Below are 13,566 nucleotides of genomic sequence, written 5' to 3'. Positions count from 1 at the left end.
CCCCTGTGACCTGCGCTTCCGCTCGGGCGGCCGGTCCGGATTCCGAGAAGGACCACTTGGTAGCACCGCAGGCACCATCCGCGCGCGAACCTTGCCCGGATCTCATATGACCACTCGAACGGGTGATCATCGCGGGAGGTGGGTTGTCGCGCGGGGCACCGACATGAATGGATCCGAGTAGGAAATTTTCGTCGTGAAGGTTTGATATGAGGGTTCTCGTAACCACGCTTCCCGCATTCGGTCATTTCTATCCGATGGTCGCGTTCTCCTGGGCGCTGCGCAGCGCTGGTCATCAGGTGCTCGTCGCGGGCCCGCGGCTGATCGTGAATGAAGCCCGCAACGCGGGACTGGCGGGCACGGTCGTCAGCGATGTCTCCGTCCGCGACCTGTGGGCGGCCAGTGACGATCCGACCGGGGAAGACAACCACCGGCCGATCGCCGACCTCGGCTTGGATATCGCCGACCGCGCGGCCACCGACGTCCTCCAGCTCTGCCGTGACTGGCGCCCGGACGTGGTGATGTCCGATCCCATGGAGTTCGCCGGACCGCTCGCCGCCGGACTGGCCGGGATCCCCACCGTGTCGCACCGCTGGGGACTGCACTGCCCGGACGAACTGATCAGCTCCTTGTGGGAATCGGCCGGGCCGAAGCGGCGGGCGCTGCACGATCGCTTCGGGATCGACGCCGCCGCGCTCGAACCGCACGCCGTGCTGGACACGTGCCCGCCGGGGCTGCGCCGCACCGAGAACTCCTCGTGGATTTCGATGCGATACGTCCCCTACTGCGGCAACGCGGTGCTGCCGCGCTGGCTGACCGAACCCCGCGCGAAACCCCGGGTGTGCGTGTCCATGAGCAGCCTGCCGATGCGGCAGGGCCTGGAAGCGCTCAGTACCGCCGCGCGAGCGTTGTCCGACATGCCGGTGGAGGTCGTGCTGTCCGGCACCGGATCCCGGGATTCCTCGCTGGGGGAACTCCCGCCGAACGTGCGGGCGCCGGGCTGGCTCCCGCACGACCAGCTGTTGTCCGCGTGCGATGCGGTCGTGCACCACGGCGGGGCGGGCAGCTCGATGGTCTCGTTGACCAAGGCATTGCCGCAGATCGTGGTGCCGCAGCTCGGCGACCAGTTCGCCAACGCCGAACAGCTCGAACGCCGCGGCATCGCCCACAGGATTGCGGTGTCCGACCTGTCCGAGGACGCCGTCGCCGAGGGCGTCGAGCGCGTTCTCGAGGACCCGGCGTACCGGAACAACGCCGCCGAACTCCGCTCCGAGATCGAGGCGATGCGCTCGCCCACCCGCGCGGTCGCCGAGTTCGAGAGCGCCGCGCGCGCCGCGAGCACCGGCGCTACGCCGCCGGAACCCGTCCCGGCGCCCTGACATCGCTGACCACACGAGGAGTTGAGGCATGTCGCCTGCCGCCTCCGGCAGTCTCGGCAGGATCCGCGAACGCGTCATCAGCACATCCCGGGGCCCGCTCAGCGCGCTCGAAGCGCACCCTCCCGGCGAGGCGCTCGGCCGGATCGTGATGGTGACCGGATACCTGCACGACAAGGACCTGTGGACCGTGCCGCTGGCGTTGCTGTCCCGCGCCGGGTACCGCTGCCTGGTGTACAACCACCTCGGGCAGCCCGGATCGGGACGGGTGTCCGAATCCGGTGCCTACGAGGTGCAAAAGCTCGCCGGTGATCTGTCGGACGTGCTCACCACCTGGACGGGCGGCGATCCGGTGCACCTGCTGGGCAGCTGTCTCGGCGGATTCGTCGCCCGCACGGCCGTGCTCGATGCGCCCCGCGCTGTCCGCAGCCTGACGCTGATCTCCTCCGGCCCCGGGCTCACCGCGTCCAAGTCCCCGGAGTTCCCGGACCACGTCCGGGAACTGCTCGCGAACGGCGGTCCGCGGGCGTTGTGGGAGGAGGTCTCCGGGTGGCTTCTCACGCACGGGCGGGAGGGCGGCCGCGCGTTCGACAGCTTCCGGCGCAACGTCCTCGACGCCGATCCCGAGCACCTGCTCGGATTCCCGGCGTCGCTGCGGAACCTGGATCCGCGGGAAGCGGACCTGTCCGCTGTGGACGTTCCCAAACTGGTCGTTCACGGAGACGACGACGACACGTGGCCGCCGGACAGCATCGACCGCATGGCACGGCGGATCGGCGCGCGCAGCGCCGCGGTCGCGGGTGCCGGCCACGGTCCGCTGGTCGAACGGCCCGCCGCGACCACCGCGATGATCCGCGCGTTCCTGGAGAGCAGCCGCCCGGCCCTACCGGAACCCCCGGCCGACCCCTCACCCACCCCGTCCGGAAGGACAAGGACTGCGGGATGACATCGACGACCGACCTGCTCGGCGCGGATGAGCGCGCGCGCCTGTTCCAGCGCATCATCAAGCCGCGCGTCCTCGCCGACCCCTACCCCGACTACGCGGAGTTGTTCGGCGATACCCGCGTCCTGGAAAGCCCGCTGCCGCAGGTGTTGGACGGCATCCTCCTGTCGTCCTACGAGGACTGCCTGGACCTGGTGCGCAGCCGCTCGTTCGGGGCGCTGGACGCAGCGCACCTGGACATGCTCGGCCACGAGTGGCGCAGCAGCGGCGCGGAGCGGGTGGTTCGCCGCGCGGTGGGATTCCGCAATTCCCCGCAGCACCAGCACTTCCGCGCAGCAATGGCTCCCCATTTCACGCCCCGCCGCATCGCGGCGCTGCGCGATTCGATCAGCGCGACGGTGGACGAGGTCCTCGGCTCGCTCACGGGACGCGAAGCCGACCTCGTGGCGGACGTGGCACGCCCGCTCCCCGCCGCGGTCATGGGTTCGGTGTTCGGAATCGACCGCAGCACGACGCGGGAGCTGGTCCGGTTGGGCGAGGACACCGGCGCCATCCTGGACCCGATCCGGTCACCGGCCCAGAACCGGCGCATGGAAGCGTCGACCCTCGCCATGGTCGAGATCTTCGACGGGCTGATCGCCGAACGCCGGGCCGCCCCCGACGACACCCTGCTGTCGTCCATCGTCGAGGCCTTCTCCCGGGACGGCGAGGAACACGAGGACCTGGTGGGGAACCTGGTTTTCCTGTTCACCGCAGGCCACGAAACCCTCACCGGGTTCCTCGGGCTGGCGTTGCGCGCGCTGCTGGACGAGCCCGCGCAGGCCGATCTGCTGCGGAACGACCCGGATCTGGCGTCCTCGGCGGTCGAGGAGCTGCTGCGCTTCGACGCTCCGGTGCAGATGTTGTTCCGGATGGCCGACGAACCCGCGGTCCTCGGCGATCGGAAGGTGCAGCCTGGAACCCTTGTCATCGGTCTCGTAGGAGCTGCCCACCGCGATCCGCAGCAGTTCACCGCACCCGCCCGCCTCGACCTGACCCGCGACGGCGTGCGTCCGTTGAGTTTCGGCGCCGGGCCGCACTACTGCCTCGGAGCGGCGCTCGCGCGCCTCGAGGCCGAGGTCCTTCTTCCGCGCCTGCTGCGGGCGTTCCCCGGGATGCGCCCGTGCGGAAGTCCGCGGTTCCGTTCACCCGGTGTCGTCCTCCGCGGTCTGGAAACCCTGCCCGTCCTCCTACGCTGAGCGGGCCTGGGAGTGAGCGGTACCTGCTGCCCGACCCGGCCGGCGGTAGGTGGCTACCCGTTCGGGGACAGCGGGAACGGCAGCAGCGGGGCGCCGTCCTGCGGTGGCGGCACCCTCCCTGTGTGGCCATCTCCGGCGCTCTTCGCACTTGTGGAGGTTGCGCTTCGCACCCGAGATAAGTCCGGCCCGGATCAGAACTCGGAATACAGCTGGGCCGCCCACGTCATCATCGGTGACCTCATTTCGCGGCAGTGCTCCCAAACAGCAATCAGCCCCTATCGGCGTAGAACACCGATAGGGGCTGTGAACTGCTAAAATCGTGGTGCGCGATGCTGGGATTGAACCAGCGACCTCTACCGTGTCAAGGTAGCGCCCGCTGATTCACCACCAGCTATTACGCACTCCGCCGCAGGTCAGCGGCCCTCGTTCCTCCGCGTTCCGATGGGATCCAACGCGTTGCCGCGCGTTCCCGTCGCCAGAAAATCGCCACTTGATCTTGGTAACCGTGGAGGAAAGTCACCTTGCCGCACCCTGCACTCGCCTTGCCTCATAGCCCTGCGGGAAGCTCCGCGGCCCGCCGCAACACGCACATTGCCCAGCGGACACGGGCCAGGTGAACCCGAATGAATGATCATCCGCCGTCCGGATTCCGCGCTGATGTGTCGCTACGCCTGCAATGCGCCTGCACGCTGCTTGTCGCTATCGGCGCTGCCTACGTCTCCCACCGCCACGGGCACGCGTTCGCTCTGCGCTACGGCGCCGACAACACCACCGCGGCGCTCTGGCCACTCGTCGTCGATGGCCTCTTGTTGACCTCCACCATCGAGCTTTGGAAAACCCACGACCGCGGCGCTGCGAGCCGATGGAAAGCCTGGCTCTCGTTCATGCTCGGAATCGCCTTGTCACTCTGCGCCAACATCGCTTCTGCTCCCGTCTTGAGCACCTTCGCCCTCGCCGTCGCTGCCTGCCCTCCCCTCGCCCTCCTGCTGCCCGTCGAATTGCTCAACCAAGCCCTCAAACGCCACCACCAGACCGCCCCGGCCGAAGAACACGCCACAACCACACCGCAGCACATTGACAGCCAACAAGATCGCGTCGAGCCCGGAGTCGCCGCCGGCGAGTTGCTGGCACTGAGCATCGATACGAACAACGTGCCTGGTAACAAGGCCAACGACTCGCCCATGAACCCACCAGGTCCTGCCGAAGATGACCCGCTCCGCGCCAAGGCATACCAGCTCGATGCCCAGCACCGAGACCTGCACCAGCGACCGATCTCAGCCGACAACCTCCGTCGACAACTACGCATCGGCTCTCACCGCGCCCGCACACTCGCCCACCACATCCGCCAACACCACCAACCGGGCATCCCCACCGCCGCTACCGAGTGATCATGCCGACGACATGACATCAGACCCAAGCGGTCGGTCCGGCGACGAGGCGGGGAACCGGGAGGAAGTTCTCGGTAGCCCCGGCATCGGTGAGTGCGCGGACCGAGGCTGCTGGCTGGAGGCGACCACCCATGGCCGCTCCGCGAGTTCGGCATCGGAGGACGCCGTCGCGTTGTCGAGCCCGCACGTCCATTCGGCCTACTGGGTCCGGGCGTTTACCTCGACTCTCGAACACAATTGGGCTTTTGGTGTGTGCCCCGGGACACCGATGACCACCTGAAGAGGCTATGCGTTCAACAGCGATCGTACTGGCGCCACACCGGGTAACAATTGTGCCTCTCGCTCGCTGTGGCATTTCAGCGTAATCAGCTTCGGTTGGAGCAGTCGGAGCTACGCTCGGTAGTACGAACAGTTGTTTGAGGCGCGGAAGTGTCGGCTGCCATCTCTACCTTCGCGACCGTGGACGAGTCACAGCTGGCGTTGGAGAACGCAGCCGAGGACGAGGCGGTGCTGTCGATCTATCGGCAGATCGTGGCCGTGTTGGGTCGCGATGCGGGTTCCGTGATCACTGATCCGGTCATGGTGGAGGTCGCAGACACACTGTTTGCAGCGTTCGCGGAGGCCGGTGTCGAGGGGCTGACGTTCGAGCAGGCACGGCATGCATGTCGTAAGTATCCGGAAAAGGTCTTCGCTCAACGCTTCAGCGTCCTGAAGGACCTCGGGGCAGTTCAGCCCATGTTTCCGCGTCCGAACGCGCGCCAATTTCGGGCGTCGTTCACGACGTATGTGTCCCTGCTGTTCTTGCGGCGGATGATGGCCCGCGGTGGGCAGTCGGAGTTGCATCAACTGCTGGCGATGGAGCAACTGAATCTCAACAGCGATAGTGCGACCGAAGCCGATGGCCGGGCGGCCGCGGCACGCTTGACCCACGTGTTTCGTTTGATCGCCTCCGAACTGTCGAGCCTGGTTGTCGCGGACGACGAGGAGCGGTTGCGGGAGAAGGCAGTGCTGTTGTGGGACGCGAATACGCTGAAGGCGCAGGCCGATGAGGTCCACCGCGTGATCTTGAACAAGTGGGCCGTTCTCACCCGTCCGTGCGCCGAGCTACGTTCGGCGATTCGGGCGTATGGAGATGCCACCCAGTCGGCGTGCGCTCGTTTACAGTCCTCAGCGGGCACGACCCGCGCATTGGGCATGCTGCCGCCCCGTGCATGGACGAGCTTCGTGAAGCACGCGACTGTGGAACAGCTGAGCGGCGTGTTGACCTCATTTGTCTTCGATGCACCAGCGCCGTGGATTGAAGCGGGACAGATGCGCGACGCGTTGGATCAGCTCGCCCGCCCGACGACGGAGCGCGCGGCACCTCCCCGTTCCAGTACGACCGAACCGGTGTCGCCGGAGTCTGTCGACGATCGGTCGATGCGTGACCGTGAGGCGCTGCGGGAGATAGCCGAGCATGTTCTGGATGGCCGGGATCGGATCGCGGTGCATGACCTTCTCCGGGACTGTGGTGACTGGCCTACTGCCCGACGCGTGCTCGCAGAGTTGACGGCCGTCGCGAACGATTCCGACTTGCCGTACGAACTGTCGTGGGGACCTCGTCTCGACGCTGCTCCGGGACTCTCGCCCTCGTGGGTGACAGACGGCTGCTTCGGTCGAAGGCTCGCTGCTGGGGCGGAGCGGCCTGATGGATGAAGCGCATCCGGAGGCAGTGGCCTGGGCACGGAGTCGAGCGCGTGGACTGGAGCGACAAGATGCCGGACGCCGCACTCCGGTCGGCATGTCACGGTTGATCGAGCCCGGTGGTGACCAGGTGTGGTGGGTTCCGGGGACTCCAGACGAGGTGACCCCGGCCGTCCTTCGCGAACTGGGCATGAGCCCGCCCACGGTGGAGCGTTCGGCGTTGACCTGCGAGGTGCTCGCCTGCTGCCTGCGGCTGTGCTGGACCGACTTCGCCTCTTCCCCTTGGCCGGGCATCCCCACATCGGTGGGCGCGGTGACCGACGTACGGGCACTGCTTCGGCCCACCCAGTCGTGGGAGAAGCTGCGTGACGGGGTCACGGAAGTCGCTCGCCGGCTCTCAGCATCCGGATGGTTGCTCTGGGACGAGGACACCGGCGTCATCCGTCTCGGTCCCCGTGTCATCACCTGGCCACAGACCGACCTTGATCAGTTCGCCGAAATCTGCCGCACCCTGCCGAGTGGGACCTCGGAGAGTAGCGCATGAGCGATCCGTTCGAGTCCACCCTGAGTGCGTTGAGCGAGTCCAACCGAGCCGACGTCGTGGCGGCATGGGCCGCAGTGGAAACTCAGTCGGAACCCGCATCAGAGATGTCGTTGCGGGCACTTCGGGACGTAACGCTCCGCGCGAAACTAGATGAGCTACTGGCGATCTCCGGTCGGACCTTGGTGCGAGTCGGTAGCGGACGCTGGACATCAGGGTATCGGGACCACATCTCGGCGGAGTTGGTCAGCGAGGGTGGCGACCAACTCACCGCCATCGATCGGGCCGTGCTGGTGGTCGTTCTCATCTATTCGGTCGCAGTCCCGCGCTCGCAGGGCGCATTGACGAGCGACGAGTGGGTGTCGACGCACCCGACCACACCGGTTGATCTCAAGGAACTGAATCAGCTCGGTAAAGGAGCGGTGCAAGAGTCACTGACCCGCCTGCACGCGGCCGGTCTCCTCCGCCGGGTCACGACTCCCAAAAATCTGGGCGTGTCGGGTGCGTCTTACGTACCTGGCCCTCAGTTCCACCGATTGACACCGGCAGCGCGGGCACGGTTGCAGGACGAACTCATCCTTGCGGCGGGTCCCGAGACTGCACTCGCCGATGCGATTCGGCTACGACGCAACCATTCTCAGAACTCAGAGGGAGACCAATGACTTTTCCTGAACCGGGCGGTCCGGGCTTCGGCGACGCGGGCGAACGCGACGTCGTGGGCTCCCGCGTTCTTGTCGGGATCCAAATGATCAATATCTCACGTTTGTCGACTGATCCGGTTCCGCTTGTCCCAGGAACGTTGATCACGATCGCTGGCCAGGGGCCCGTGGACTCCAACGGGGCAGGCAAGTCCTCACTGATCGCAGCCGTGAGTCTGATGCATGCCGACGAGCAGTGGCGACTCAATAGCGGTGCCGCGACCGCAGCCGGAATGTTGTTTACCGCGCGAGACGCCGGCCAGGGCGAGTGGGGCAACGCCGGCCATGGCTACGTGATCGGTGTGTTCGCCGATCCGGACGCCACCGAGATCGACGACCTCGAATCGACGGCGCTGACGGTGTGGATCCGTATCAACCGGGACAAGCCGCATCTGGCGGTCCGCTGGCACGAGGGCCTCTGGATACCCCGTGGCAACACCGACGCGGGACGCGCGGAGCGCGCCGATCCCTTGTGGGAACAGATGATCAAGCGCAACGGCCGGAACGACATCGGCGCTCGTGGTATGGCCGAGGCACTGTTCGGTGACCACGTCCGGTGTGTGTCGTTTCTGTCCACGTCCGTCCGTGCGACGAAGACCCCGAACCTGCTCGCGCAGCCGCTCAACGAGATTGGTTCGGACCGTATCTTCGACGCGATCGCCACCCTCACCGGTCTGGACCGTGAACTTGACGAAGAACAAAAGCTCCGAGCGACCGAGCATGATTTGGATAGTGAGGCACGGGAAACTCGGAAGGCGATCGAGGCGTGGGAAGCCGACGCCGTGACCACGGAAGCGGCCATCGCTCGGCGCGAACACGCTCGGGAGAAAGCTGACCGGGCCGCCGAAGCATGGCGCAACAGGTTGGCACGCCGGGTCGTCGCCGCGGTCGAACGCCATCGCGAGATTGCGTACGAGAAGGGGATCATCAGTTCGAAGCTTGAATCCACGGCGGAGCAGGATAAGGCGCTCTCGGAGCAACTGGGGCAGCTCACCAACGACGAAGCTTTCACCTCTCGCCTCCAACGAGCCGCGACTGACGACGAGCAGTTCACCGGGCAAGACAGGGATCTGTTGGGACGGCAGAAAATCGCGTCGAGCGAAGTCGAGCGGTTGCGCAAGGACAAGCGAGACGCCGAGGAGCGGGCCCGCGCGGCCGACGGTCGCGACGAGGACACGGCCCGCGAGGAACTCGCCGCCGCGAGGGACGCACACGGATCTGCCCTGGAACACCGGGGCGTCGCTGCCAGTGAGCGCCGCAAAGCGCAAGAGGCGTTGCGGGCAGCGGAAAGCGGGGATGATCTCGCTCCCGAGCAGATCGCTGCACTCCAGCACGAAGGGATACAGGCCGTCCCGTTACTTGACCTCGTTGCGCTCACCGAAAACGAGCGTGAGGAGTGGGAACCCCGGCTCTCGCCGTATCGCGATGCCGTTGTGACCCACGTTCCGCTCGATCAAGCTGCGCACAAACTTTCCCACATTCCTGGTTCCACGATCATCCAGGCGGATGAACACGCCACCGAAGCGCAGGGGCTTCCGGCGACAGCCGACGGCGCTATGACCGTCAACCGGTTTCTTGCCGCTTTGCGCGACCGGCACGAGCAGAGCAGCGACCCGGCAGGTGCGCTGGATACGGGCGCAGGTGTCGTCACCCTCGGCGGTTTCGCCGATCCTCTTACCGGGCGGGCCACCCGTATCGCGCAGGCTCGGGACGCGGCCGACATCGCAGCAGCTGCCTTCCAGCAAGCGCGAGAACACGTCGACGCGGCTGAGCGGGCAGTCACGCTCGCCCAGAACCGCCTCCAAGCGGCCGAGGCCGCTATCGAGGCGCAGCAACTCGCGGCTCAGATCACCGACAAGACCGCCCTCGTCACGGAACTCTCCGAGCAACGCGAACAGCTGCGACCACGACTGCAGGAAGCCCGCGACCACCACGAGGAGATGAAGCGACAGCGGTATCAGCGCGACAGCGAGATCGGCAGAATCACCGCTGAAAAAAAGGAAACTGGTAAGGTCCACGCGAGTTTGTTAAAGGAGCGGAGTTCGCTGAGCGAGGAGCTCCAAGCCCTGGACGTGGACCGTCGGTTGACCCAGTGGCAGGGCACCGAAGCCAAAGCGAAGGAACACCTGGCGACGCTACCGGACGAGGATCAGGTTCTCGACGAAGCCGATTGGTGGAAGGAAGCTGAGCGCCTGCTCCGGGAAGCCGATGAACATTGCTTTCCTCGTGAAACCGCGCCTGAAGGTGTCCCTGCTGAAATCCGAATGCTGCGAGAGGAAAGCAACGAAGGACGGGGGAAGAACCGAGAGGAAAGCGCGCAGGCGGCCTTCCCCAACTATCTCAGGTCGTTGCGGCGCTACCTCGCGGAAATGGCGAAGGTCGACGCCGACAGCCGGTCGCAGATCGAGTCCGAACGCCAGCGGCGCACCAAGGCCCTCGACGCGTCGACGCAAGCCCTTCAGGAACAGCACCGCACCACCGAGCTTGTACGCAGCCAGCTGCGCGCCGCGATCAAGAGAGGTCTGGAAACCGTCTCCCGTCGCTTCGACGAGCTGGACCGGGCCTACGGCGGTCACGGGGCAACGCTGGAGTTTCCCAACCCCGAACCGCCAGCCGACCCGACACAGATCTGGCCCTGGCACGTCACACCGAAGTGGCGTCGATCCGATGATCACGACGGAATGGTCACCTACCAAGCACGGGCCAACACCGCCCAACTCGACGACAAGGCAGTAAAGCTGGTATGCGCCGCCGCGCTCGCCAGCTCCAGTGGTCGATCCATGGTGCTAATTCTCGATGAGCTCGGCCGTAACCTCGGCGCGCAGCACCGAAAGGACGCCGTCGCCCTGTTCCAGAACATCGGTGCCGACCACGGCATCACGGTCCTCGGAGCCTTGCAGGACGACATGGAGCGCTACGCCATCCATGCCAGCGGCGAGTACATCAAACTACGACGCATCTCCGATTCTCGCCCCTACAACGATCCGCCCGTCATCATCGGTCAGGACGCCAACTCCGCCAGGATCGAGATGCTGCGGGACTGGCTGACCGAGCTCCGTAACGAGGCGGAGGGCGCAGCGTGACCCCTGTGTGGGAAGAGTTCGCGATGCGTGGTCTGAGTCCCTACCCCGAGCTGCTCGCGTTCGCCCAGCCCGGCACCGATGGCATTATGCCGACCGATCGCCACGGCGCCCCCAAAGCCCGCCGGGTGCACCTACGGTCTGCCGACTCGGCCGAGCCGCGCAGGCCCGAGGGACTCACCGACGCCGAATGGCGCTGGACGATCAGTACCACTCGCCGGTGGGCAACGGTGTCCAAGAAATTCGGCGACCGTGCCATCAGCATGGCACGAGCCCTCAGTTCACATGGCTGTGTGTCCCTTGAGTGCGTCCTTACCGGTGGCCGCATCGTGACCCCGCCGCGCTGTTGGATCCCGCACCCCGCTCTTGCCGATGAGGAAAGCCAACGACGGGACGGACTTCGGCATGGGCAACGCGACCTCGCCGAACAAGCGGAGCGACTTCGCACTCGATTGAGCTCGAACTGGCCCGGGGCGGCCCACTCGCTGCGCGCTGACCCACACGACCCCAGGCTGCCGTGGCTCGTCGCCGCAGCCACTGACCTCTGTGACGGCACGACCTACGACAGCCTGCGTGCCTTCGTCCAACACCATGCCGGCCACACCAAGGCCCGCGATGACGTCCACAAGCTGCTCCTCGATTCCGGCTGGGAACAAGAAGCGGTAACCGAACTCGGCATAAACCGCAGCCCCTACATCGGCCTCGGGGGACCGATCATCGCCGAACACAACGGTCGAACACTGGACTGGTCAGGTTGGCCAGGTCCCCACGACATCCGACTACCCAGTGCCGGCAGCATCACCGTCCGGACTCACGATCAGGCAACGACGCTCCTAGGGCGTGTTGCTAAAAGTTGTTCCGGGATGTGTGGGCGATGCTTGGGGGGTGTCGCGAGATGTCATCACTGACGAGGTTTGGGAGCTGATCCAGGACGTGTTCCCGCCGGTGAGGACGCGGGGCCGTCCGCCGGTAGATCGACGCACGGTGGTCGAGGCGACCGCGTGGCGGTTCCGGACGGGCTCAGCATGGCGGGACCTGCCCGAGCGGTTCGGGAGCTGGAACACGGTTTACAAGAACTTCCGCCGGTGGGCCGCCGCGGGCGTCTGGGACGACCTGCTCACTCACGTGCAGAAGCGAGCGTCGTTGGCAGGAGAGATCGACTGGGTTGTGTCGGTGGACTCGTCGATCGCGCGTGTGCATCAGCACGGAGCGACGATGAGGCGGGTCACGGGGGGCTCCATCGAACTACAAGAAGGCCGGGCTGGAACCGCCTGATCACGCGATCGGCCGGTCACGGGGCGGTGTGACGACGAAGATCCACCTCGTCTGCGATGGGCAGGCCCGGGCTCTGGCGTTCGTACTGACCGGCGGGCAGGTCGCGGACACGAGCATGTTCACCGACGTGCTCGACGAGATCCACGTCCCCGGCCGGGGCCCTGCGCGCACACGCCCGGACCGCGTGCTCGCAGACAAGGGGTACCCGTCGAAGACGAACCGGGGCTGGCTACGCGAGCGCGGTATCAAGGCCACCATCCCCGAGCGCGCCGACCAGATCGCGAACCGGCGCACGCGGCCAGGCCGCCCGATTGACTTCGGCAACGAGCAGAAGGAACGCTACAAGGGCCGCAACGTCGTCGAGCGGTGCTTCAACGCGTTGAAACAGTGGCGAGGACTCGCATCGCGGTTCGACAAGACGGCCTGCTCATACGCGGCCGGGATCCGTATCGCCGCAGCCCTCCAATGGATTTAGCAACACGCCCTAGTCGTTGAAAACAGGCAAGCCTCCGAAACCGCGTGCGACCGCTGGCCGGAAACAGCCCTCATCTGGTGTCACGGCCAGCCGGCTGACGCCACCGTTGACGTCATCCGCCAGGCCGCGAGCACCGTTGATCGAGTCATCATCTGCGCTGACGCCGACCTCGGCGGCGCACGCATCACGGCCAGGGTCCACGACGCCATCCCCTCCGAAACGGAGCGGATCGTGGTCGATGCCGGCACCGTCGACCACCCCCGAGGTGCAACGTTCGGCGAGTACGCACGAAACGAGCTGGCACGGATCGCCGAACGGGACGATGCGGTCGGCGCGTTCGCCGCCCGCTGTCTCCGACGCGGCTACGCAATCGAACAGGAAGCTCCAATCCGCGCCGCCCTGCGCGTCACCTATGAATCCGACCTACCCATCCACGACCGCGATCAGCAGGTATAGGACTGATGTGGTCTTCCCAAGACCCAATTGCCACGGCCCAAGGTCGGCGCCCTGGTGCAAGCTCACCCGATTTGTCCCGGTGCTGGCTTGACGTGCTCGCGCAGGGCGATCCCGTTCTCCCGGTAGCGAACGTGGAGTCGGGCGAGGTTGGCTTCGGCTACTTCGTGCAGACTGGAGTCAAGAGTGTCGACCAGGCGCGTGAGGTTCCAAAGCACGTCGCCTGCTTCCTCAAGCATTCGTTGCCGTAGCTGTGCTTCGCTGCGTCGCGTCTGGTCCTGGCGAGCGGCCTTCTCCAGTTCCGCGGCGATCTCGCCCGCTTCACTCACCAGCCCGAGCACGAGCGGTGCGAGCCCAGGTTCGTGGTTGTCGAAAGCGCGGCATTGCCGTTGGTACTCCACCAAATCCACAGGGTCCCC

10 protein-coding genes, 1 tRNA gene and 2 pseudogenes are annotated in these 13,566 nt (G+C 66.2%); 11 read left to right on the top strand and 2 right to left on the bottom strand.

Annotated features, from left to right (window positions below; translation table 11 throughout):
• The first annotated feature begins 206 nt into the window (after positions 1-206).
• The 3 genes from V1457_RS16860 to V1457_RS16850 are packed head-to-tail and all read left to right on the top strand — an operon-like array spanning position 207 to position 3,554.
• Positions 207-1,376, top strand: coding sequence for a nucleotide disphospho-sugar-binding domain-containing protein (locus V1457_RS16860; RefSeq protein WP_338595528.1), 1,170 nt, complete (start codon positions 207-209; stop codon positions 1,374-1,376).
• A gap of 28 nt (positions 1,377-1,404) precedes the next feature.
• Entirely contained in the window at positions 1,405-2,319 is a 915-nt protein-coding gene (locus V1457_RS16855; RefSeq protein WP_338595526.1) for an alpha/beta hydrolase, read from the top strand.
• Entirely contained in the window at positions 2,316-3,554 is a 1,239-nt protein-coding gene (locus tag V1457_RS16850) for a cytochrome P450 (protein ID WP_200069869.1), read from the top strand. The genes V1457_RS16855 and V1457_RS16850 overlap by 4 nt, the downstream gene beginning before the upstream one ends.
• Positions 3,555-3,874: 320 nt before the next feature.
• Here V1457_RS16850 and V1457_RS16845 read toward each other — a convergent pair.
• Positions 3,875-3,954 (bottom strand) — tRNA-Val (locus V1457_RS16845).
• A 223-nt stretch (positions 3,955-4,177) separates the two neighbouring features.
• On the opposite strand from V1457_RS16845, the gene V1457_RS16840 reads away from it, so the two are divergent.
• The 8 genes and pseudogenes from V1457_RS16840 to V1457_RS16805 all read left to right on the top strand — a co-directional run.
• Complete coding sequence (locus V1457_RS16840; RefSeq protein WP_338595522.1) at positions 4,178-4,942, top strand: DUF2637 domain-containing protein; 765 nt, start codon at positions 4,178-4,180, stop codon at positions 4,940-4,942.
• Positions 4,943-5,401: 459 nt separating this feature from the next.
• Positions 5,402-6,637, top strand: coding sequence for a hypothetical protein (locus tag V1457_RS16835; protein ID WP_338595521.1), 1,236 nt, complete (start codon positions 5,402-5,404; stop codon positions 6,635-6,637).
• Positions 6,630-7,169 (top strand): hypothetical protein, encoded by a 540-nt coding sequence (locus V1457_RS16830; protein WP_338595520.1) that lies wholly within the window; start codon positions 6,630-6,632, stop codon positions 7,167-7,169. Before V1457_RS16835 ends, V1457_RS16830 begins: the two co-directional genes overlap by 8 nt.
• A complete protein-coding gene (locus V1457_RS16825) occupies positions 7,166-7,828 on the top strand; it encodes a hypothetical protein (protein ID WP_338595519.1) in 663 nt (220 codons plus the stop codon). Before V1457_RS16830 ends, V1457_RS16825 begins: the two co-directional genes overlap by 4 nt.
• A complete protein-coding gene (locus V1457_RS16820) occupies positions 7,825-10,947 on the top strand; it encodes a chromosome segregation ATPase (protein ID WP_338595517.1) in 3,123 nt (1,040 codons plus the stop codon). Before V1457_RS16825 ends, V1457_RS16820 begins: the two co-directional genes overlap by 4 nt.
• Positions 10,944-11,852 carry a hypothetical protein gene (locus V1457_RS16815; protein ID WP_338605181.1) on the top strand — a complete coding sequence of 303 codons (909 nt, stop codon included), beginning with the start codon at positions 10,944-10,946 and terminating at the stop codon, positions 11,850-11,852. Before V1457_RS16820 ends, V1457_RS16815 begins: the two co-directional genes overlap by 4 nt.
• Positions 11,812-12,694: pseudogene (locus V1457_RS16810) on the top strand (IS5 family transposase). Before V1457_RS16815 ends, V1457_RS16810 begins: the two are co-directional and overlap by 41 nt.
• A 12-nt stretch (positions 12,695-12,706) precedes the next feature.
• Positions 12,707-13,150, top strand: a pseudogene (locus tag V1457_RS16805) (Wadjet anti-phage system protein JetD domain-containing protein); the annotation flags it as partial.
• A 62-nt stretch (positions 13,151-13,212) separates the two neighbouring features.
• Here V1457_RS16805 and V1457_RS16800 read toward each other — a convergent pair.
• Positions 13,213-13,557, bottom strand: coding sequence for a nucleoside triphosphate pyrophosphohydrolase family protein (locus V1457_RS16800; protein WP_338595516.1), 345 nt, complete (start codon positions 13,555-13,557; stop codon positions 13,213-13,215).
• Positions 13,558-13,566: the final 9 nt, after the last annotated feature.

This window comes from Saccharopolyspora sp. SCSIO 74807 (genome assembly GCF_037023755.1).
In the GTDB taxonomy this organism is placed as follows: Bacteria; Actinomycetota; Actinomycetes; order Mycobacteriales; family Pseudonocardiaceae; genus Saccharopolyspora_C; species Saccharopolyspora_C galaxeae.
Note: the sequence above shows the minus strand (reverse complement) of the source record. Positions and strands in the feature narration are given on the sequence as shown.